Genomic DNA, 21,551 nt, shown 5'->3' with positions numbered 1-21,551 from the left:
CATAAGGGAAGGCATTCCCTATTTCTATACAATTCAGAAATCTTTTATGCATTTACACACGATATTTTACGCTCTCCTTCGCGATTATCTAACCGTCAGGATGCCATGAGATTTCAATAAGCAAATGAATGGTCGCTGCAACTGAGATATTGAATCTTACTGCAGCGGCTTTTTTCATGTCTTTGTGAACCATCAACGAGATTGCTTTTGACTGGGTAAAAATGTTCTACAAAAAAACGTGCGCGATGCCACCTTTTTGAACATGATAGTTGCCACGATCCCTGTTAGGCAGCGTCGTGGCCAAAGCTCACCTGCATAAAGTTAGCCGTCTCTAAAAATAAATTGTTCAATAATTAATTGTCGTCTATCATTGACTATATATTGGAACTATTCTAATATAGAGATAGAGCCGATGACGAAAAGTCGCGGTTACTACATAATTAGGAGGAATTTTTGTGGACAAGTCAAAGATCATTGTTGTAGGGGCATCACACGGCGGTCACCAAAGCGTCTTAGAACTGTTGCATCGTTATCCAGATGCAGACATTACGATGTTTGAAGCAGGTGATTTTGTTTCGTTCATGTCCTGCGGGATGGAACTATTCTTAGAAAATCAAGTAACCGATGTGAATGATGTTCGGAATTTTCGTCCAGACGATTTGATCAAGCGCGGCGCACATGTGTTAAACAACCATGAAGTGACGGCAATCAATGCTGATGTGAAATCCGTCACCGTTCGCGACACGAAGAACGGCACGACGCAGGATTATCCTTATGACAAATTAATTCTGAGTTCAGGCGTTCGCCCGAATTCCTTACCAGTGCCAGGCAACGATTTGAAGAATGTCTTCTTGATGCGTGGCTACGATTGGGCCACCAACATCAAGGCCAAGTTAGAAGATCCGGCGGTTAAGCACGTCACCATCATCGGTGCCGGTTATATTGGTATTGAAGCGGCTGAAGCCAGTCGTAAAGCTGGTAAACAAGTAACGTTGTTGGATATGATTGATCGCCCACTGGGTACCTATCTGGATCCAGAAATGACCGACATTCTGGCCAAGGAACTCACTGATAAAGGTGTTGAGCTCAAGCTTGGTGTCAAGATCGAAGCCTTCACAGGCGATGAAGCTGTTAGCGCCGTCAAAACGGATGCCGGTGACGTTAAAACCGATCTCGTGATTCAAGCAGCGGGTATCAAGCCAGCAACGGAATGGCTCAAGGGCACCGTTAACCTTGATAAACGCGGCTTCATCAACACCGATCCTTATCTGCGGACCAATTTGCCAGACGTTTATGCTATCGGTGATGCCACTTTGGTTTACTCAATTCCAGCACAACAAAAGGTGCCGATTGCCTTGGCAACCGTTGCGCGACGTGAAGCCCGTTACCTTGCCGAAAACATTTTTGCAGAAAATCCAGCACGGCCATTCAAGGGCGTCGTTGGTTCCAGTGCGTTGAGCGTTTTCGACTACCATTTTGCAGCTAGCGGGCTGAACACCTTCACAGCTAAACGGGCTGACGTTAACGTGCATACCGCTTTCTACACCGATTCACTGCTGCCAGACTATGTGCCAGAAGCTAACGGCAATCCACAAGTTTGCGTCAACTTAGTCTTTGACCCGCAAACTCATCGACTGTTAGGCGGTGCAGTATTGTCCACTTACGACGTGACTGCACAAGGCAACGTCTTGGCACTCGCCGTTCAACAACAATTAAGCCTTGAAGACTTGGCTGAAGCCGACTTCTTCTTTCAGCCAGGTTTTGATCGTCAATGGAGCTTGCTGAACTTGGCTGCGCAACACGCTTTAGGCGAACCGCGATTCTAATTACTTTTAAAAAGACATTAGGCAAATGATGTCTTCATTTCAATCAGCCAGATAAACGATTAAGCTTCAAAAAGAGCCCTCTTGTGTCAGAATTCTGACACAAGAGGGCCCTTTAAGCATCTACCGCGTTAATCATACTGTAGCGACCAGTTGTTTTTCACTATGCTGCGTTGGAAGTGTCACCTTCGCTTAACTGACCATCCAACAAAGTAAACGTGCGATCCGCAAACTTTTCTAAGCGAACATCATGGGTGACAACAACAATTGCCTTATCACGCTTATGTGCCAGATCAGCTAGCAGCTGTCCGACAACTGCCACACGCGGACTATCCAATGCGGCGGTTGGTTCGTCGGCCAACACGATGGCTGGATCGGGATACAAGGCTCGTGCAATTGCCACCCGTTGTGTTTGGCCGCCGGATAAGGAAGCCGGATATTGATTAACTAGGTCGCCAATACCGAGATCATCCAGCAATTGATCAAGTTCCTCATGACTGAGGTTTTTTTTGGCTTAATCTTGTCGACTAAAGTGAACTGCTCGCCAACCGTCAAATATGGGACGAGGTTGTATGACTGAAGAACAAATCCGATCTTATCCAACCGCAATGCATCACGCGCCTTGCCGGATAACTTATAAAGCTCCTGTCCAGCGGTTGTCACGACCCCTGATGTTGGGGTTTGAATGCCACCTGCAATGGTCAAAAACGTACTTTTTCCTGAACCAGACGGCCCAAGCACCAGCGAAAGACTGCCGGGTTCGGCACTGAAGCTAACATCTTTGAGGACTTCGACATCGCTGGTTGGCGTTTTAAAGTTTTTAATGATGTATTGTAATTCGATAGCTGACATACAATCAACCTCCAATGGCTGTGACAGGATCAACTTTAAGAATCGTCCGGACTGGGACAATTGCACCGAGTAAGCCGGTGAGCAAAATGCCAATAACAACTGCGATGCTTAAACCGGCGGAGAAAATCATCGGCACACCCAGAGGCATGAACCGCGCTGTAACTGCCGTCAGCACCCCACCGAGTATCAGACCGAATGACACAAGCATGAGTGCTTGCGCAATGGTCGTTTTAACGAGGGTCCGCGCCGGTACACCTTGTGCCCGTAAAACGGCGTAGTTAGGAATCTTCTGCATGGTCAAAATGTACAGGAAGACCGCGATGACAATCAGCGAAATCACAAATAGAAAACCAATCATGAACGCAAACGTGCTATTTTGGGCTGAATAACCCGGCAGCTTCTGGATAAATGTATCCGCTGTATAGGTTTTCAAATCGCTGTTGTTAACTTTAAAATCAGCCGACTTGGAAATAATGCCGCTAGCCGTAAAAGTATCCGGTAAACAACCGGGGCGACACTCATTTTGGCATTTTCCGTGAAACCGACGATGGTATATTGCTGGCCGTTTGTGGTTAGCCGCACCTTGTCGCCAAGCTTGTAGCCTTCATTTTTAAATTGTGTGTCCACGACAATTTGATTGTCACTTTGCACGCGATGACCGCTCACCAGCTGCATGTCCTTGCCGATGTACTGATTCCAATCAAGCCCGACCATCGTCGAACGAATTTCCGAGTGCTTGCTGCTAGTCGCAACCGCGCCGATTGTACCGACATAGGCTTGCGACTTGCCTAGCTTAATCGCTTTGGTCTGCTCCGACGTCAGCAGCGACTGGCTCAAATTGATGTCCGAGTCCTTTGCCAGCACCACCTTCGATGTGTCCCAAGACTCGATTGCTTGCGTATTCTGCTGAGCAAGCCCATTAGCCAACGCACTGAGAATAAATACAAGGTAAGTCACCAGCAAAATCATACCGATGATCAAGCCATAGCGTAATTTTTCATGCCAGATTTCTTTTAATGAAAGATACATTGTTTCACTCCTTAACTTGCAGCTGAGAAAGTGCTGCCTTCAAATGTGCCAAAATCAAGGTCGCGTCAGCCGGATCAGCCAGCACCTCGGAAATCGCACTGTGGCATAACGCCGCGACAGCCCAGTCGGTTGCATCTGCGGGAACTTGTGGCCGGGCAACATTTACCAACCCGCTATTTTTAGTGAAATGCAAGCGGATGAAATCCCGGTCACGACTCTCACTAGCCTCATGCAGAAAATCAGCTGTTGCCGTATATGGATCTTGCCGCATGGTCGGACCCGTGATACCCGCATGCAACCGCCCGATCACCTGTCCAAAAGCATAGCGATAGGCGTCATCTAGATCCGTGAAGTACTTATAAAAAGCACCGCGGGCAATGTCAGCCTGCTTCACGATGCGCGCCACCTGCGCCTGTGCCAACGGATATTGAGAAAATTCTGTGATGAGTGCTGCTAAGACCCGTTGTTGTTTAGCTGCATCGAGATGTTGAAAAGTAGTAGATGCCATGATTGCCCCCTGTGGTGACACGGTGTCACTAATTGATAATTCGTAGTTTATACGGAAAGTGACACCATGTCAACATATTTTGCACAATCTTTTTGTGAATTTTTATTGAAATGGTCATTTTTAACTTCTAAATCAAATAGCCAGCAAAAAAACCGCCTCTTTGAACCAATAGGCGGTTTCTGCTTTATTTTTCTGCGTCCGATGCAAAGGAACTTTGTACACCAATAGTATATGCTTGCTCGTTCTCTCTTTAATCGAACTTAATACCTTTTAGCCATTGATCCACTAATCTGTTGCGATCAGATTGTTCATCAGGCTTCTGTAAAAGCACATTGTCGGTCTTACGGACCAGTAGATGAAGTGGAAATTTTTTTAGGCTAATTGGTTGATGCTATGACCACTAACTTCACCGCACCAGAGATTTAGGCGGGGGATAGCACCATGCAAAAATACAATAGGGTGTACCCTATTGTAACTAAAGTGAGAAGGGAGTATTATTAGTTACATATAAGTGACCCGGAGGCGACCTAGAATTGGCTAAAATCGGTTATGCGCGTGTTAGTACGCGTGATCAAAATCTTGCACGTCAAATTGAGCAGCTACATGATGCCGGTGTTAATAAAATCTTTCAAGAGAAGCTTTCAGGTAAAAATGCCGATCGTCCTCAACTAAAAGCAATGTTAGACTATATTCGTGATGATGATGAAGTAGTGGTATTGAGCCTTGATCGACTTGGTCGCAATTCTCATGATTTGACTGACATCATCGAAACCATTCGCCATCGTGGAGCTCAATTGAATGTTCTAAATCTGCCTAGCTTTGCAAGTATTGAAGATCCTAACCTTCGTAACTTGATTACGACAATTATTGTCGAACTATATAAGTATATTGCTCAAGAAGAGCGCGAAACTATTAAGATACGGCAACAACAAGGCATAGAAATTGCCAAACGCCAGGGCAAATATAAGGGCAAAATTCGCGAATATGGTCCTCATTCACCTAATCGTCAAAAACGCTATATTTATAAAGAAGCCTGTCGCCTTTTAAATAGGAAGAAAGACGGAGATGAAACTCTGACCAAGCGACAAATTGCTCGCATGTTAGGTATTGCACCAGTAACCTTATATCGCATCGAAAAGTATCAGGCAGAAGATCTAGCAAACGTTCCCCCTAGTGAGAGGTACACATCATGATAGATTTAAGGGGCAAACGAATTCTCTTTACCGGCCGTTTGCGATCTTTTCGTCGTTTCCAGGCACAACAGTTAGCAATTATTCTAGGAGCAAAACCTGTCAACGGGATTGACAAAAATGTCGATATCCTTGTGGTTGGTATTATTAGCAAACCCTATGATCAACTACTTACCACTCAAAAGTTAACGTATGCTAGAACCTATGGCGTTCCAAAGATTGACGAATTAGCCTTTATTTCATGGTGCCAATGGCGATTAGATCAATTGAAAACAACTCTTTAAGTACCTTCTTATCAAACGGGGAGATTAGTATGCAAAAGCGTATCAATTTGGCCAATCAAACGTTTGGACGACTCACAGTCATTAGTTTTTTGGGAAGCAGTTCTAATGGAAACGCGCTTTGGCTCTGTCAATGTCAATGTGGAAATAAATGTATTGTTGACAGTCAACGACTTCAAAAAGGATTCACTCGCAGTTGTGGGTGTTTGCGATCAGAAATAAGCAGATCAAACATAAAAGCTAATAACCAGACTAAAAAATACATGGGCAATCCCAAGAATTTTCAACTAATTAATCGAACAAATTTAGTTGCTTCTACACTTAAGCGATCCAATAACAAATTCGGCATGATAGGTATTAGTTAGGCTAAAACGACTCAAAATTAGGTAGCACGACTTCACTTTCAAAGCCATCTTAATAAACCGTGTATATGTTCATGCGGAGGGTGCAATCGCTGCTCCAAAGACAGCAAAAAAGGATATCATTCCTTTGCAAGAGCAATATAATCAATCACACCAACAAAATTGAACAAATTGATCAGACAATCCGAGTAGGCGCAAATCCCATTACTTATACTGCCGATGAACCTATAGAAAAGGCGCTTCGTCATAAAATGGTTCAGTACTGTAATCCTCCAAATGGCATAAATATTAAGACTAGTTTTCAAGAAAGGAAGCCGTAACGTGCGTTTATGGCATCAAGATTTAATTCAGCAACTCCCAAGACAACAATTATTGGGACAGCATCGTGAAATTGCGGCGCTTCGCGGTAATGGATGGGGACGGAAACACGCTACCGTTAATTACGTATTTGCACATTCCCCATATAAATTATTTCAATTTCACTGTATTGTGTTACGTGAAATGGAAAAACGAGGTTATCATCCAGATCAGAAATGGTATGATCCTCTGTATCGAGGTCAACATTGCCCAGCATACAAACAACTCAATCCGGTTGCACTCACAATACCCATCTATCCTGAACATGACCAACGATATAAACATGTTTGCTTAACCAATTTACAAAACAAGGGAATCTTTTTAAACCTTCCGTGATCCTAGTCTGCGATGTTCATCTTGGGACATAGGATTGACAAAATAGGATATCGACAGTATACTTACTAAAAGTAATTGGAAAGCGTAATGTCGTGTTGATTGGAGAAAATTAAATGGTAAATCTTACAGAAGAAATGAAGAATATGTTAAAGAGTCAGCTCCCCTTCCTAGCAACAACAGGAATAGATGGCAAACCTCAAGTTGGTCCCAAGGGCTCACTACATGTCTTAGATGACTCACATTTAATCTACTTTGAGCATACCTTCAGGCAAGCCTATGATAATCTCTCGAGCAACCATTTGGCAGCGGTTGCGGTTGCTGATAGAGGCGCTCAACAGGGATTTCGCTTTGAGGGAACGGCTCATATTCATGAAGCAGATGACTTTGCTAATCAGATTCTAGATAAAACTAACATCTTTGATCGTTTCCCACGCGCTGGCGTGGTGGTCATTGATGTTGAACGAATCTATAAATTGGATAATACCTTAGAAGCTGGTATTCAAATCGCCTAGGGTTTTTAAAACAAATGGTTCTTTGTCAAGAAGTACTGATGACCTAGAATTTCACAATCATTAACATCAAGCTGCTAGTTTCTCCGTTGTCGGGGAATTAGCAGTTTTTTGTTGTTTTGTGAGAGATATGAAATTTTTAGAATAGAAACTATTTTTAAATGCAATTAGAATTCGAATCTTGAAGTGATAGAAGTTTCTAAACCCGTACGCAGTACGCTTTATTACTTTAATTTTGTTGTTACATCCTTCTACAGGACCTGTTGAGAAATGACAGTATTTTGTTTTAAAACTGTTTATAATCTCTTCGAAATGTTTTCGTAGAGTCTTGATGGCAGCATCCATTTCCTGTGGGAGAATTGCCGAATTTTTATCATCTTCTGGCCACAATAAGGTTGTCAGCCGTTCTGAACTTTGATTATGAATTATGAAAATGAGATCTTGGTAGAAGTTATAAGCAGCACTCAATTCTTCGGAAAGCGATAGTAAACGATTAACGACTTCGTCGTCAGTCAATTGTAAATTTTTGAAATTACGACGTTTATATCGATCAGAGCGATTTAAGTCGCTTTCTGATTTCATAATTAGTTTCCAAAATCTGTTAAGTTGGCGATATTCGGGTGACCCGTACTTAAATGATTTCATTACTTTTATTCTAAGCTGATTGAGGCCTTTAAAGGCCTGGACTACCACATGAAAATGGTCAGCAATGATAATTGCATTCGGGAAAACTTTTTGAATAGTACTTCGATAAGGGAAAAATAAGTCGACCGTAACCGTTCGAACAGCAGCACGAGCCGCCGGAGAATATCTTAAAAAGTACTTTTCAAGGGAGTGATCACCTCTGTCAGAAATTACATCTATTGGTTGATGTGTTTCAATATTCATAAGTAAAAGGGAGTATCCGCTTTTAGCAAACTTTCCCGATTTGAAATCATCGAAAGCAATGTTTCGCGATAAATAATGAAAAGATGGTTTGATATAACAAGCTAATCCTAGAATTGACCGGATAACAGTATTTGAGGAGACGTTATTGATTTTCGCAATTGTAGTCATACTCATGTTTTCTTCAATTTGCATAGCGATAATTTGTTTTACGTCACGAAAAAGATGGTCTCCTTTTCTTACATCACTCAATTCAGCAAGCTCAGTATTTTTACAGCATTTACAAATGTATTTTTGCTTTTTAATTTTAAAGAAAATCAGACTTGTACCATTTTGGGCAGATTGATACATGACACTTTTGTACCCGTTTCGACTCATGACGGTTGAACATTTAGGACAAGTCATTTCGTATGTGAGCACGCAGTGCCACACGTTAGCCTCACCTTTGTCAGTCATTTCTCGAGACATAGGTTGAGATTTATATTTAGGGTCGGGATCAAATTCTAAACGAGTATCTGTGATATTGAGAGCTAATCTGGTATTATTATCCATGGGAGATAGTTCCTTTCGTTAGATAGGGGTCAGGCTATCTTCTATTTTTGTACAATTTTACTTGATAATAGAAAATGGCACCAGTAGAAATTCACAAAGTGAATCTCTATCAGTACCAAATATTGTAGAACCGTCGATCATGATTTTGTGACCAACATCGGTTGGCAGGTCGCGGCGGCCCTCGGTTTTACGACGAACTATTTTGAAATTGCAACTGGCGGGAGTTATGAAACCAAGTTTATTCCGCACCTATTTGTCCATACGTGGTCGTTAGCCGTTGAAATGCACTTCTATTTATTATGGGGGCTCACTGCAAGTTTGGTCGCCAAGATGAGTCGTTATCGGAGCGCGTCGGCGGACGAAGCGTTGGTCCAGTTCCGAAAGTTGCTGAGCACCTTAGCAACCCTCCTCGCAACGGGGAGTTTTCTGGCCATGAATTTAGGTGCCGTCGGTTTAACGGATTTTTCACCGGTTTATTTTTCCAGTGTGACCCACAGTTTCCCGTTCTTTATTGGTTGTGTGTTGGGCATCCTCAGTGGGATTCGCTACCAGCTCACGGCGTTTAAGTGGGTCTCACAGCATTGTCCCCGCAACGTAGCAATCGGTCTGATGATTCTTAGTTTTAGCGGCCTGGTCATCCTAGGTGACCGACTAAAATTTGACCGGTTGCAAACGTATCAACAAGGGTTACTGGCCGCAACGCTACTCGCCGCTTGTATGATCTACGGCGCGCGCCTGTTGCACGATCAAACGCCAACAATCAGTGAGCCACGCTGGATGACGTTTTTAGCGGATATCAGCTACAGTGTTTATTTATTTCACTGGCCGTTGTACGTTATTTTTTCACACCGAATGTCGAACTGGGTCGCAGCGATCCTAACGACGGGGTCTCAATCGGCTTGTCCGCTTTGTCATACTACGTCTTAGAGCCGGTGATCGCCGGTAAACCAGTTCACATTTTTCAATGTAACGTGAACTGGAAAAAACTCTGGTTGCCAACGATGGTGGCCATTGTGCTCCTAGGTGTTAACGGGGAGAGCGTCGTCAAAGCCGCGCCCCCAGTCTCAACACTGGAGCAAAATTTGTGGATCAGCGGAATTCGTCAAGACGTTAATCTGATTCAGTCGACCCATACCGCCATTTTAGCGAACACGGGACCGGTGACAACGGCGGGGGAAAAGACGAAGGTGCACGTGCCCACGGGAGTATCAATTATCGGGGACAGCGTGACACTCGGTACTCGTGATTATTTAGGACAACACGTCGCTAACAGTACGATCGACGCGGAAGGGGACCGAACGATGAACTTGGGTGACCAAGTCTTGATAGCGCAGCAACGGAATCATCGTTTACGTCAGGACGTGGTGATCTGCATCGGGACCAACGCCCTCGACGGTTACCGGGTCCAGATCATGAAGCTGATCGACGCCTTAGCGCCCGGTCACCGGCTGATCTTCATGACGCCGTATAACGCGCAGGCCCAGTCAGATTGGAATTCGAGCAAGTTAGCAGTCTTCGAGTGGACGCTTCCTGCCAAGTACAAATACGTCACGATCGCCGATTGGGAGAAGGTCGCGGGACAACATCCGGCCGTTTTTGCCGGCACGGACGGCGTGCACTTTGGTGGCGTCCACGCGGGTGATGTCTTATACGCGCAGGTGATCAACCAGGCACTGAAGGTGGCCCGGACGAAACCATGTAAATAGATCGTCCTAGTTAATAGGGTTAAAAACACGGTTGCAGCATTGTGGCCGTGTTTTTTGGTGTTAAAGAAAGCGGATACTGAAAATTTTGCGATTAATTTATGAATGAATCATCAGAAATTAATGAGAGCTCCACCGGAAATTGGAAATGCGCTTAAAATTTGTACACGGATGAACTATAATGGAGACTGAGAATGAAACCGTTTTCAATAACGACTTTGATTCTGCTGAAAATGGTTTTTAAGCTAAAAATCACAAGGAGGCAATATTATGAGTAATCGAGAGACAGCAAATGTTTTATGGTTTAACGAGTTACATCGCGAAGACGTGAACTTGGTGGGTGGTAAATCATCCTCACTGGGGGAAATGACGTCTTCCATGGATGTACCGGTACCTTACGGCTTTGCAACGACCGCCCGTGCATACCGTTACTTTATGGCAGAGACGGGGTTAAACGACAAGGTTAACGCCTTGCTCGAGGGCATCAAGGACTACGAAAACTCAGATGAGTTGCACCATGCATGTGAACAAATTCGGAATCTAATTGTGAACGCGACCATGCCAGATGATTTAGCGCAAGATATTAAGACGGCCTACGCTGATTTGGCCGATAAGATGGGCCAAAAGGATCCGTTCGTGGCTATTCGTTCCTCAGCAACGGCGGAAGATCTGCCCGACGCATCATTTGCGGGGCAACAGGAATCATACTTAAACATTAAAGGGGCCGACGACGTTACTGACCGGGTTCAAGAATGTTATTCATCATTGTTTACCGACCGGGCAACGTATTACCGGCATAAACAAAACTTCCCGTATGAAAAAGTCGCCTTGTCGGCTGCCATTCAAATGATGGTCTTCTCCAAGGCTTCCGGAGTCATGTTCTCCGTGAACGTGGCCAACGGTGATGATACGAAAATCGTGATCGATGGCATTTACGGCTTAGGTGAATACATCGTGTTAGGGAAGGTCACTCCCGACCACTTTGTTGTGGATAAAGACTCAATGAAGATTGTTGAAAAGAACATCATTAAGCAACCAATCGAATTGATGCGGCAACCCGATGGCGGGACGGTCGAAAAAGAAGTTCCCGCGGACTTACAAGACCAGCCCGTTTTGACGGACAACCAGGTGATTGAATTAGCCGGTTATGTTAAGAAAATTGAACAACATTATGGCTGCTACATGGATATGGAATACGCGTTGGACACCAACACGAACCGGTTGTGGATCGTCCAAGCACGTCCCGAAACCGTTTGGTCTCAACGGAACAAGCAAAAGAAAGCCGACGCCGAAGAAGACGCCAACGTCGTTTCTGAAAGTGACGCGCAGGTTGCCGTTCGCGGGTTACCAGCAAGTCCCGGCTTAGCTAGTGGTGTCGTCCACGTGATCGATAGTCCTAAAGATATTGACCAGTTTAAGGCCGGTGAAGTGCTGGTCACGTTAATGACGTCACCAGACTGGGTCCCCGCTATGAAGAAGGCCGCGGCCATTGTAACTAACTTCGGTGGGATGACCTGTCACGCGGCCATCGTTTCACGTGAAATGCAGATCCCATGTATTGTTGGGACGAAGAGTCAGCACGTGGCGGCAACCGACGCACTGAAGACCGGCGACGTGGTGACGGTCGACGCTAAAAACGGGATTGTTTACATGGGTAAAGTTGCCAGTCTGTTGAAGAAATCGACGCCCGCTGCTCAAACGGGCCAAGTCGTGGCCGCCGAAACCTTCGCACCAACGGCTACCGGCGTCATGATGAACTTGGGTGATCCCGAGTTAGCCGAAAAGTATTCAACGTTACCCGCTGACGGGATCGGGCTGATGCGTGAAGAATTCCTCTGGACAACGTACATTCACGAACACCCACTCTACTTGATCGAACAGAGCCATCCTGAAACGGTGGTCAACATGCTCGCTAACGGGATTGCCAAGGTCGTTCGGGCAATGGCGCCACGGCCGGTTGTCTTACGGCTATCGGACTTCAAGTCCAGCGAGTACCGTAAACTTAAAGGTGGCGACAAGTACGAGCCACATGAATCCGCCGATCTATTAGGCTGGCGGGGCGCGTCACGGTATTATGATCCGAAATACATCGACGCTTTTAAGTTGGAATTAGCCGCGGTTAAGAAGGTTCGTAATGAATTTGGCCTGAAGAACTTAAACATCATGATTCCGTTCGTACGGACCGTTGAAGAAGCACAAAAGGTCACTGACATCATTAAAGGTGAAGGCTTGATCCGGAGCGCCGACTTCAAGGTTTACATGATGGCTGAAATTCCAACCAACATCATTTTGGCGGACCAGTTTAACCAGTTCGTCGACGGTTACTCGATCGGTTCAAACGACCTGGCAATGTTGATCTTGGGCTGTGACCGGAATAACGATACGGTCGCACACCTTTTTGACGAACGGAACCTCGCTGTTAAACGCGCCATTCGCCACCTGATCAAGACCGCGCACAAGGATGGTAAGACGGTATCAATTTGTGGGCAGGCGCCGTCTGAATATCCAGACTTCACGAATTTCCTGATTCAAAGCGGGATCGACTACGTTTCGGTCAACCCCGACATGGTCAAAGAAACCAAGCGCAACGTCGCGCACTTTGAACAACGGATCATGTTGGACAAAGCGACTGGCCGAGGTCTTCAAGATCCAGCCGACTACGATTGGGAATAATTACCGTTGATCAGTAAATTAGACTAAAAATGCACGTTGATCGCAATTGCGGTCAACGTGCATTTTGATATTACCAAGTAATTTTGTATTGATCGTCCGTGGTGGCCTGTAACTTAAAGTTCGGAAACCACTGGTGAGCGACAAATTCACTCTTGATTTTGGGCACCACGTATTTGGTGATCATGGATGACGGCAACATGGCGTCGACGCCAAACTGGTCGGCTAATTGTTGACGGGTCACGCTTAGTTCGCCGTGATCGACTGGCTGGCTTTGGAGGAACAAGTCCGTTAACTGGGTGTGCCGAGATTCAAGTTCACGCCAGCTGGCGGTATCAAAGTCGGGGAACTGATCATGGACCGCGATCAACGTTTGAAAAGCGGCCGGATTAAGGTCGATAACCATTAATTGTTTATCCATATGGCAAATTCTATAATTAATCCGAACAGAAATTAAAAATCCCAAAGCAATCACTTACAATGGTAGTAGCTAATTCCAACCAATATAGGGAGTGATTACTTTGGGTACATCTACTTTATCACGTTTTCAACGTGGCGCACTAGCACAACTGGTCAATGAGGGGAATAAATCTTACCAAGTAATGGCTGACGCCTTAGGCGTCGCCAAAGCTACGATTAGCTATGAGTTGGACCGAGTTAAACCTTATGATCCAGAATTAGCTCAGCAAGATGCAGATCGCAAAAGGCGGAATTGCGGTCGTCGTTCGATGCTGACCGCAGTATTAGCGACTTTAATTACCAATCACTTACGATTAACCTGGTCACCAGAAACCATTGCGGCCGCTTATAACTTGAGCACTGCGTCAATTTATAATTGGTTTAATCGTGGCTGGCTCCCCTTCAAATTGACTGATCTACCCAATCGGAATGTCCGCCAGCACCGAGTGAGCGAAAATCGTGGGAAATTTACAAGTGGGACTTCCATCGAACAACGGCCAACAACTGTTAATCAACGGTTAGCTTTTGGTCATTGGGAAGTAGATACGGTGCTTTCTAGTCGAAGTGAGTCACGATCATGTCTGGTTACATTCGTAGAACGTAAGACCCGACTTCTATGGGCCATCAAAGCCCCTAATAGAACGGCTAAGGCTCTAAACACCACCTTTGGCAAGTTTATGGGGGCCTTCGGTCCCCAAGTAAAATCCATTACTGTTGATCATGGTAAAGAGTTTGCCAATTATCAGGCCTTAGAACAGGATTATCAGATCAAAGTTTATTTTTGCCATCCATATTCACCGTGGGAACGGGGTTCCAATGAATATTTTAATCGACGGTTACGCTGGTTCTTCCCGAAAAAGACCAATTTTAGCCAAGTAACGACTGATGAGATCCTAGCAGCACTTGAACTAATTAATCAACTACATCATCAACAGACTGCCATTGAAAGATTCCGGGCTTGTTCGGATTAAACTTGTAATTTGCCTTGTCTTTAATAGAAATTTTAGGATTCTTACTGCTTATATAGACCATATATAACTTTTTTTGTACAAAGTTGGGTAAGCTATTTTCCTCTAGGAAGGTGTTTATATCTTTATATTTTAGTATAAGGTAGATTGCAAATTTGTCCAAAAATCCGGATTAAATTTGCAATCTACCTTATAAGTGTCATTCACACTATCTCTTGTAGGATCTCCTTATTAGACAAGCAAATTAAAATGTGGAATAATACTGTTGTAACAAATACATTATGGGAGGTTATATTATGAGTCTAGATGACAAGATTGATAGCACCAAAGATAAGGTAAGTGGAAAAGCTAAAGAAGTTGAAGGCAAGGTTACGAACGACAAGGTCCGCGAAGCTGAAGGTAAGGGTCAAGGTATTCGAGGTAAGGCTAAAGATAAACTGTCAGATGCCAAAGATGCTGTTAAAGATACGATTGATAACGTAAAGGAAAAGTTAGATAAAGACGATAAATAAATTATCATTTTTAAGAAGACCAAAATCTGGTCTTCTTTTATTTTTTCACGCTTGTTACCCTGTTTTTTTCTCCACACTGTAATACGCGGCTCATGTGGTCGCTGCGGCTTTTTACGTTACCACCGTCCATCTTTAAGCTGATGTTCTAAGTCACCCAAGCAACGTGTCTATGTGCGACTGACAAGGCCAAATCTGCTATTTACCATCTGGCCCATGCCGGCCACCTCCAAATTTTGGGCAAAATAAAAACGCCACGCTATTTAGCACGACGTCTATTATCCTTACACCATCTTATCGAGCCGAGCACCCGCCTGTGCCCACTCCGGAAACTCATACCCGTATTTACTATGAATTAATCATGATATCGCCACCTCCTGACCATATGCAAAAAAACAGTGATTAGCTGACTTTTGAGAGCGTAAAATATCTTGTGTAAATGGTAGATTGTAAAATTAATCCGACCGCTGTCCGGACAAAAAAGATCAGCTTCCTTTAAAATGGTGTTTACCACAAACCCATCTTTTAGGATGGATGTAAGCTGATTCCTGAGACAACTTTTAAGAGAGGGTATAATGAATAAATCATCTCTCAAAAGGAAGGAATTTTTACATGCCAACTCGTTACGACAAAGAATTCAAACAAAACATTATCAACCTATATAAGCAAGGCGAATCAGCTGCCTAACTGGCCAGAGAATATGGCATTGGCTATTCAACAGTTCATAAGTGGATCCAGGCCCAGGCCAAAACTCAATCCGGTAAATCGCCAGACGAAATCAAAGCGATGGAAAAGCGACTGGCTTCGCTGTCTGAGGAGAACGAAATCCTAAAAAAAGCCCTGGGCTTCCTTGCGCAGAAGTAACCAATATCTTTGATTACATTCACCAAGAAAGCCATCACCATCAGGTAACCAAGATGTGCCGAATCCTCGGTGTTTCCAGAGCTCAGTATTATCGTTATCGATCCCCAAACCTTCAAAACGCCGGGCCGAAGATGCGGGCTTGAAACAACGGATTCTGCGAATCTTTGCGGAATTTAAGCAGCGATACGGTGTTATGAAGATCCACCATGAATTGAATCTGGAACTTCAACCACTGCAGCTTCGGTGCAGTCCACGACGGATTTCCCGGCTCATGAAGGAACTGGATATCCACTCCGTTACCGTCAATAAGTGGAAAGCGGCTTCGGCTTCCAAAACCAAGGTTGAACAGCGTCCCAACTTGCTTAAGCAGGATTTATCGACCACTGGTTTAAATCAAAAATGGACCGCTGATATGACCTATATTCAAACGAAGCGTAATGGCTGGTGTTACTTATCAACCATCATGGACCTGCACTCACGACGGATTATCGGCTATTCGTTCTCAAAAAAGATGGCTACTGATTTAGTCTTAAAGACCCTTGAAAGCGCGGTTAAAAATCGAACCATTACTGGGGACCTGATTATCCATACGGATTTAGGATCACAGTATACCAGCGATGATTACAATCAATGTTTAACTGAGCTACATATCCGCCACTCATACAGCCGTAAGGGTTGTCCGTATGATAATGCGCCAATGGAATCCTTTCACGCTTCCCTCAAAAAGGAATGTGTTTATCCAGTGCCGGTCTTTGAAGATTATGAAACTGCCGCTGCCGTCCTTTTTGAATATGTGCATGCTTTCTACAATAGGAAGAGAATTCATAGTTCACTGGGCTACCAGACCCCCTTACAAGTTGAAATTGCAACACTTACGAGCCAAATGGCCGCCTGATTTAATGCTTTCCAGGGTTCAAATAAGTTATTAATCGCGATTAATGATTTATTTGAGCTGTGGAAGGTAAACGCGGTTCTGAATGTCTCTTAAAATCTGTCTCAAATATTGACTTCAATCCAAGCCTAACTAAAAAAGTAACTATTAAGTAAAAAAAGTATCAAAGTTAGTGACCTGATTTTGATACTTTTTTCGTAAAGCGGTTTGAAATTTTCAATGATGTATAATTGGTATCAACAACTAAATTGATTCATTAATTGGGAGATAGTGACTATGGACAAAAGGATTGTGCGGACGCAAGCTAAAGCTGAAAAAGCTTTGTTTGAATTGATGCAAGAACAAGACTTTTCAGAAATTTCAATTACGGATATTGCTAATCAAGCAAAAATATCACGAATGGCTTTTTATCGCAACTATAACAGTAAGGAAGATATTTTGAACAAGTTTATTCAAAAAGAATATGCAACTTTTGTTGATGACATTACGACGCATCATTTTAAAGAATTAGAGCAGTTGTTGGAAGTTTATTTTGATTATTTTAAAAATAATCCAGCTGTTTTATCGGCAATTGTTAGCGCTTCAATTGAAGGCTTTGCTCTTCGAAAGCAAAGTGACTACTTGCTTGATTTTTTTAAAACGCGAATTAAAAATCAGCAGCCAGCACCAATAGAGATTGCATATTATTCGGGCGCTATTTTTGCTAGTTTACTATATTGGCGAGAAAACGATTATCAATATTCCGCAGCCGAGTTGGCCGAGCACCTAGCAGAAAAGATCAAAAATGATTTACTGCAAACTGGCGAAAAAATATTTTAGCCGGTTAATGGAAAAACAAAACAATCAAAAAAGGGGTACGGCAATTTACTTTTGCAGTGCCCCCCTTTTACTAGGCTAAATTACTTTGTTAGGCCATGCCCTAGGGTTTGGGTTTCTCGTAAATAAACTGGATCGGTCTTAGAGATTTGGGAATTCTTTGAGCAACAACCTAGTCGATGACGACAGCAACTGTCTTTTTGGGGTTTAAGATATTTTCCAATTACAACCCCAGCAGCTAAAGCGATTGAAATTAAAATTAAATGCTGCTTTTTCATGAATTTTTCCTCCTTTGATTTAGAGTAACTTTTGAGATTTCAAAATTTCTTCAAGATAGGTGCCATGAACCTTTTTCAAAAAGGCATTTAGACCAATTTTTTCAATTTGATTTAAAGGCAATTCGGTCAAGCTCTTTTTATCATTCAAATAATATAAGGCACTTAAGATTGTTCGTAAGTCAAAGGCAGAATCAAAGACTTCTGGGATGCCACGATCAATGTCAAGCAGTCGGTAGACAGCTTCCATAGCAGTTCTGACAGAGTATTCAGTTGTAAAGACGGTGTCTCGCTCAGTTTCGGCAAAGTTCCCAATAAAAGCCAAATTGCTTGAACCTTCAGGGACAACTAAGGGACGATCACCAGCTTGGCGTGGCATAAAGTATGAAGTAATGTATGGCATATGAATTGGAATTGAATTAGCTGTTTGCGCGATCTCAGCAATTTGATTTTCTGGGACACCAATATGATAAAGAAATTCTTGACAGATTTCTGCGCCACTGCAATCAGTAATTTTTTTGTGAATATAATTTCCGGGCTGATCGGAAAAGAGACCATATAACCATACGATTAATTCATTTGGCTTTTGTTGTTGAAAATGTGGTTGACGGCTGATGGAAATTCCTAATAACCAGTTTGAGTCCCTAATGGAGACTGGGCCACTGGTAACAATTGAACCACTATACGGATCTTTACCAGTAATTTTTTGAATATAGGGTACGATTCGATCGTCTTTAAAGGTGCAAGTTGCCGACATGACCCAGTTAGCCGCTGGAATATCTTGATAAAATTTAGCTGGATGTCCGAAAGCTGAGTCTTGAGCCGCTAATTTTTCCCATAATTTCCAGCTAGCACCGATTGGATGCGTTGCTGGTGCTGAATGTTCATTGTCACCATAAGTAGTGCTTTCAGTAATTGATCCATTTGTAATGAAAACCAAATCGTCAGGTGTTAGGTCGAGGCTTTGCTGATTACCATCGATCGTTAGCTCAATTTTAACAGCTTGTTTTTGTTCACCGGTTTGTTCAACAATAATATTGTCAACGGTGGTATTGTATTGGAATTTAACGTCGTGATCTTCAAGATATTTAATCAGTGGTTTGATTAATGACTCATATTGATTATATTTGGTAAATTTCAATGCTGACATATTTTGCAAGGTGCCAACATGATGGACAAAGCGTAATAAATAACGGCGCATTTCCATTGCACTTGCCCAAGGCTCGAAAGCAAACATGGTGGACCAATAGAGCCAGAAATTTGATTTAAAGAAGTCATCGCTGAAAACTTGATTAATTTTGACATTGTCAAGTTGGTTTTCCGGTGTTAGCACTAATTTGGCGATTTCTTCAATTGCTTTTCGGGAAAGCGTCAACTGACCATCACTGGCTAACTGATTACCACGTTTTTCGATTACGCGGGTGTGTGAATTACTTGGATCGGCTTTATTTAGCCAATAGAATTCGTCAAGTACCGAAACACTGGCATCTTCTAAGGTAGGAATTGAACGAAAAAGATCCCAAAGAGTTTCAAAGTGAGGTTCCATTTCACGTCCACCACGAATAATATAGCCGCGTTGTTCATTTAAAATCCCATCCATGCTGCCACCGGGAAGTCCAAGTTCTTCAAAAACATGAATTTGGTTTCCAGGAACCTGACCATCGCGCACTAAAAAAGCGGCGGCAGCTAAACCGGCTAAACCGGCCCCAACAATATAGGCTGATTTCTTGGTGGCGTTTGCTGGTTTTTTAGGCCGAGCAAATGCTTCATAATTACCACTACTGTAGTACATGAAAATCCCTCCTTTTAAAATAAGATACCAAGTATTTGTTACATCTGTAACTAAATATAATATACAACGGTTAACAAATTTTACAATCTACCACACAACCAAAAAGCCACTCATCTCATCACGAGGTGGGTGGCTTTTTTGAGTAAGTTAAGTGACAGCATTGATTGTTATATGATTGTGTATGTCCTAAATGGACACAAGCAACGCTCCTAAGCAAAGCCTGTATGTAATGATTTCAGAAAAGCCCTCTATTCCGCATAATAGAGGACTTTTTTGTGTGCATTCTGCTTAATTTAAACGGACAAGTATACATCTAAAAGGTGAACGTGTCGTCTGAGAGCACGTGATTATTTACTTTTTACTTTGTTAGCATCGCCGGTTTCCAAAGTCTGTATTTGAGTCGTAAGCGTATTTTGTTCAGACTCAGTTAACGATTCAAAAAAAGTTTTTTGTAATTGGGCTAATCCGTTTTGTTGAGTTGAGCTATACCCTAAAATTACCATAGCTTTCATAAAGTTTTTTAGATGATTGTCAATTCTGAGCGTAGTATCAAAAGTAACACCATCTATTTGTTTAGACTTCGTTTTGTTTGATTCGTTTAGAGAAGATATGGAAATTTCTTTTTGGGGCTGGGGCGCCGATTTTCTAGGAATTATTTTGCTTTTATTTGAGTTAGGATTGTGTAAAAGTTCCACCATGCTAGTCCGCCCTTTCAATAATTTCTTGTGCCACAGAATCGTATAATCTAATTATTTTTTTATCGAACTGATCTTTTAGAAATACACCTCTGATTGAATATCTTTTGATTCTTTCCATATTACGAATTAGGGTTTTTAACATGTTTTCTTTCCCAAATTCTTCTTCTGCTACTTCTAATGTGCTGTGATCAACAGGCGCCCCATTCTTTAATAGCACAGGAAGTATACCGAGTAAATTCAAACTAGGTGCTTCGTATTCATCGATTACCTGTTCCTGTATATATTTTAGAAACGATTCGGCACCCTGAAGACTGTGCTCTTGAGTTTGAAGGATAATCAGAACCCAATCTGAAGCGTATAAGGCGCTATCAGAAATTAAGGAAATAGTCGGTGGCAAATCAAATACCACAAAATCATATTTTTCTTTTAGTGAAGCAAGTAGCTTGCTAAAATATGTAACTCTATCTTTATAATTATTTTTAAACTTTTTTTCCATAATCCGTGGGTACAATGAAAAATCTGCGCTTGATGGAATAAAGTCAATGTTTTTATCCAAAGTAACCAACGATCTTGATAAGTCCTCTTCTTGGATTGATGCAAGCAAGGTTTGATTAAATTTGATATCATCGTGGCCTAAATTAGCCGCGGTTTTAAAGTAAATATCTGTAGCGTTTGCTTGAGGATCGAAATCAATTAATAGCGTTTTTTTACCAGCACGAGCTAGTGCCAGGCATGCAAGCGTGGCATTTGTTGTTTTACCGGTGCCACCTTTAAAATTTCCAAAAGTAATTACTTCACCCATTATACTGACCTCCAATTAAGTATCCTAATATACAAGGATACTTGGATACAAGGATGATAACATACAAAGATACTTGGATACAAGGATACAAGGATACATTTCTTCTCAAAAGCCGTTAAATTAAGATTGACTGCAAGTATCCTAATATACTTAGATACAAGGATACAAGGATACTTAGATACAAGGATATGAATATACAAGGATACAAGGATACAAGGATACATAAAAAGAAATGTTGATTTATCACCAAACAACGAGTAATATTGGTTACATAAAATAGAACATAAAAAAACACCCACCGACGGGAATCGGTGAGCGCCACATAAAAGTCAACTCATTTACTGACTATTATATCATGGCCGGTGCGATTTTTAAAGCCCTAGGGGACAAGCTGGGGTCTAAATCCAAGGGGACACGTT

19 protein-coding genes and 2 pseudogenes are annotated in these 21,551 nt (G+C 42.7%); 12 read left to right on the top strand and 9 right to left on the bottom strand.

All coding sequences use genetic code 11. The annotated features are described in order from the left end of the window. Positions 1-455: 455 nt before the first annotated feature. Positions 456-1,826 (top strand): FAD-dependent oxidoreductase, encoded by a 1,371-nt coding sequence (locus ACYVR3_RS14200; protein ID WP_461244775.1) that lies wholly within the window; start codon positions 456-458, stop codon positions 1,824-1,826. A gap of 160 nt (positions 1,827-1,986) precedes the next feature. Here the strand turns inward: ACYVR3_RS14200 and ACYVR3_RS14195 are convergent. The 3 genes and pseudogenes from ACYVR3_RS14195 to ACYVR3_RS14185 form a co-directional block, all read right to left on the bottom strand. Beyond that, a pseudogene (locus ACYVR3_RS14195) lies at positions 1,987-2,675 on the bottom strand (ABC transporter ATP-binding protein). Between the two features lie 4 nt (positions 2,676-2,679). After that, positions 2,680-3,704, bottom strand: a pseudogene (locus tag ACYVR3_RS14190) (ABC transporter permease). Between the two features lie 4 nt (positions 3,705-3,708). After that, on the bottom strand, positions 3,709-4,212 hold the full coding sequence (locus ACYVR3_RS14185) for a TetR/AcrR family transcriptional regulator (RefSeq protein WP_012490991.1): 504 nt from the start codon (positions 4,210-4,212) through the stop codon (positions 3,709-3,711). 533 nt (positions 4,213-4,745) lie between these two features. Here ACYVR3_RS14185 and ACYVR3_RS14180 point away from each other — a divergent pair. The 4 genes from ACYVR3_RS14180 to ACYVR3_RS14165 all read left to right on the top strand — a co-directional run bounded on the left by ACYVR3_RS14180 (position 4,746) and on the right by ACYVR3_RS14165 (position 7,250). Beyond that, complete coding sequence (locus ACYVR3_RS14180; protein WP_461244774.1) at positions 4,746-5,405, top strand: recombinase family protein; 660 nt, start codon at positions 4,746-4,748, stop codon at positions 5,403-5,405. Further along, the gene (locus tag ACYVR3_RS14175; protein ID WP_461244773.1) at positions 5,402-5,686 is read left to right on the top strand and encodes a BRCT domain-containing protein; all 285 of its coding nucleotides are present in this window, start codon (positions 5,402-5,404) and stop codon (positions 5,684-5,686) included. Before ACYVR3_RS14180 ends, ACYVR3_RS14175 begins: the two co-directional genes overlap by 4 nt. A 680-nt stretch (positions 5,687-6,366) precedes the next feature. Continuing rightward, positions 6,367-6,738 (top strand): TIGR02328 family protein, encoded by a 372-nt coding sequence (locus ACYVR3_RS14170; protein ID WP_003563277.1) that lies wholly within the window; start codon positions 6,367-6,369, stop codon positions 6,736-6,738. 113 nt (positions 6,739-6,851) lie between these two features. After that, complete coding sequence (locus ACYVR3_RS14165; RefSeq protein ID WP_003660071.1) at positions 6,852-7,250, top strand: pyridoxamine 5'-phosphate oxidase family protein; 399 nt, start codon at positions 6,852-6,854, stop codon at positions 7,248-7,250. 66 nt (positions 7,251-7,316) lie between these two features. On the opposite strand, the gene ACYVR3_RS14160 is transcribed toward ACYVR3_RS14165, so the two are convergent. Then, complete coding sequence (locus ACYVR3_RS14160; RefSeq protein ID WP_461244772.1) at positions 7,317-8,684, bottom strand: ISL3 family transposase; 1,368 nt, start codon at positions 8,682-8,684, stop codon at positions 7,317-7,319. Between the two features lie 147 nt (positions 8,685-8,831). Between ACYVR3_RS14160 and ACYVR3_RS14155 the strand changes: the two genes are divergently transcribed. The 3 genes from ACYVR3_RS14155 to ppsA all read left to right on the top strand — a co-directional run bounded on the left by ACYVR3_RS14155 (position 8,832) and on the right by ppsA (position 13,060). Further along, entirely contained in the window at positions 8,832-9,611 is a 780-nt protein-coding gene (locus ACYVR3_RS14155; RefSeq protein ID WP_461244771.1) for an acyltransferase family protein, read from the top strand. Continuing rightward, complete coding sequence (locus ACYVR3_RS14150) at positions 9,584-10,390, top strand: SGNH/GDSL hydrolase family protein (protein ID WP_461244770.1); 807 nt, start codon at positions 9,584-9,586, stop codon at positions 10,388-10,390. Before ACYVR3_RS14155 ends, ACYVR3_RS14150 begins: the two co-directional genes overlap by 28 nt. 267 nt (positions 10,391-10,657) lie before the next feature. Further along, positions 10,658-13,060 (top strand): phosphoenolpyruvate synthase, encoded by a 2,403-nt coding sequence (gene ppsA, locus ACYVR3_RS14145; protein WP_461244769.1) that lies wholly within the window; start codon positions 10,658-10,660, stop codon positions 13,058-13,060. Between the two features lie 70 nt (positions 13,061-13,130). Here the strand turns inward: ppsA and ACYVR3_RS14140 are convergent, their stop codons facing one another. Further along, positions 13,131-13,478, bottom strand: coding sequence for a hypothetical protein (locus ACYVR3_RS14140; protein ID WP_152551140.1), 348 nt, complete (start codon positions 13,476-13,478; stop codon positions 13,131-13,133). 100 nt (positions 13,479-13,578) lie between these two features. Between ACYVR3_RS14140 and ACYVR3_RS14135 the strand changes: the two genes are divergently transcribed. The 4 genes from ACYVR3_RS14135 to ACYVR3_RS14120 all read left to right on the top strand — a co-directional run bounded on the left by ACYVR3_RS14135 (position 13,579) and on the right by ACYVR3_RS14120 (position 17,568). Beyond that, positions 13,579-14,487 carry an IS30 family transposase gene (locus tag ACYVR3_RS14135; protein ID WP_461244768.1) on the top strand — a complete coding sequence of 303 codons (909 nt, stop codon included), beginning with the start codon at positions 13,579-13,581 and terminating at the stop codon, positions 14,485-14,487. Between the two features lie 293 nt (positions 14,488-14,780). Next, positions 14,781-14,996 (top strand): CsbD family protein, encoded by a 216-nt coding sequence (locus ACYVR3_RS14130; RefSeq protein WP_461244767.1) that lies wholly within the window; start codon positions 14,781-14,783, stop codon positions 14,994-14,996. Between the two features lie 916 nt (positions 14,997-15,912). Next, on the top strand, positions 15,913-16,752 hold the full coding sequence (locus ACYVR3_RS14125) for an IS3 family transposase (protein WP_461244766.1): 840 nt from the start codon (positions 15,913-15,915) through the stop codon (positions 16,750-16,752). A 273-nt stretch (positions 16,753-17,025) separates the two neighbouring features. Continuing rightward, entirely contained in the window at positions 17,026-17,568 is a 543-nt protein-coding gene (locus ACYVR3_RS14120; protein WP_056971948.1) for a TetR/AcrR family transcriptional regulator, read from the top strand. An 80-nt stretch (positions 17,569-17,648) separates the two neighbouring features. On the opposite strand, the gene ACYVR3_RS14115 is transcribed toward ACYVR3_RS14120, so the two are convergent. The 4 genes from ACYVR3_RS14115 to ACYVR3_RS14100 all read right to left on the bottom strand — a co-directional run bounded on the left by ACYVR3_RS14115 (position 17,649) and on the right by ACYVR3_RS14100 (position 21,132). Continuing rightward, on the bottom strand, positions 17,649-17,843 hold the full coding sequence (locus ACYVR3_RS14115) for a hypothetical protein (protein WP_074030397.1): 195 nt from the start codon (positions 17,841-17,843) through the stop codon (positions 17,649-17,651). Positions 17,844-17,862: 19 nt separating this feature from the next. Beyond that, on the bottom strand, positions 17,863-19,632 hold the full coding sequence (locus ACYVR3_RS14110) for an oleate hydratase (protein ID WP_021356718.1): 1,770 nt from the start codon (positions 19,630-19,632) through the stop codon (positions 17,863-17,865). A 347-nt stretch (positions 19,633-19,979) separates the two neighbouring features. Next, on the bottom strand, positions 19,980-20,330 hold the full coding sequence (locus ACYVR3_RS14105) for a DUF5388 domain-containing protein (protein ID WP_011222016.1): 351 nt from the start codon (positions 20,328-20,330) through the stop codon (positions 19,980-19,982). Between the two features lies 1 nt (position 20,331). After that, positions 20,332-21,132 carry a ParA family protein gene (locus tag ACYVR3_RS14100; RefSeq protein ID WP_015639692.1) on the bottom strand — a complete coding sequence of 267 codons (801 nt, stop codon included), beginning with the start codon at positions 21,130-21,132 and terminating at the stop codon, positions 20,332-20,334. Positions 21,133-21,551: the final 419 nt, after the last annotated feature.

This window comes from Secundilactobacillus muriivasis, assembly GCF_054785195.1.
The sequence above is the reverse complement of the archived record's forward strand: the minus strand, read 5'-3'. Positions and strand labels throughout refer to the sequence as shown.

Bases quoted from the DNA above. Each gene is read 5' to 3' on its own strand.
- ACYVR3_RS14105 (WP_011222016.1), bottom strand. From the start codon at position 20,330: ATGGTGGAACTTTTACACAATCCTAACTCAAATAAAAGCAAAATAATT.
- ACYVR3_RS14160 (WP_461244772.1), bottom strand. From the start codon at position 8,684: ATGGATAATAATACCAGATTAGCTCTCAATATCACAGATACTCGTTTA.
- ACYVR3_RS14130 (WP_461244767.1), top strand. From the start codon at position 14,781: ATGAGTCTAGATGACAAGATTGATAGCACCAAAGATAAGGTAAGTGGA.
- ACYVR3_RS14100 (WP_015639692.1), bottom strand. From the start codon at position 21,132: ATGGGTGAAGTAATTACTTTTGGAAATTTTAAAGGTGGCACCGGTAAA.
- ACYVR3_RS14110 (WP_021356718.1), bottom strand. From the start codon at position 19,632: ATGTACTACAGTAGTGGTAATTATGAAGCATTTGCTCGGCCTAAAAAA.
- ACYVR3_RS14165 (WP_003660071.1), top strand. From the start codon at position 6,852: ATGGTAAATCTTACAGAAGAAATGAAGAATATGTTAAAGAGTCAGCTC.
- ACYVR3_RS14175 (WP_461244773.1), top strand. From the start codon at position 5,402: ATGATAGATTTAAGGGGCAAACGAATTCTCTTTACCGGCCGTTTGCGA.
- ACYVR3_RS14185 (WP_012490991.1), bottom strand. From the start codon at position 4,212: ATGGCATCTACTACTTTTCAACATCTCGATGCAGCTAAACAACAACGG.
- ACYVR3_RS14120 (WP_056971948.1), top strand. From the start codon at position 17,026: ATGGACAAAAGGATTGTGCGGACGCAAGCTAAAGCTGAAAAAGCTTTG.
- ACYVR3_RS14115 (WP_074030397.1), bottom strand. From the start codon at position 17,843: ATGAAAAAGCAGCATTTAATTTTAATTTCAATCGCTTTAGCTGCTGGG.
- ACYVR3_RS14140 (WP_152551140.1), bottom strand. From the start codon at position 13,478: ATGGATAAACAATTAATGGTTATCGACCTTAATCCGGCCGCTTTTCAA.
- ppsA (WP_461244769.1), top strand. From the start codon at position 10,658: ATGAGTAATCGAGAGACAGCAAATGTTTTATGGTTTAACGAGTTACAT.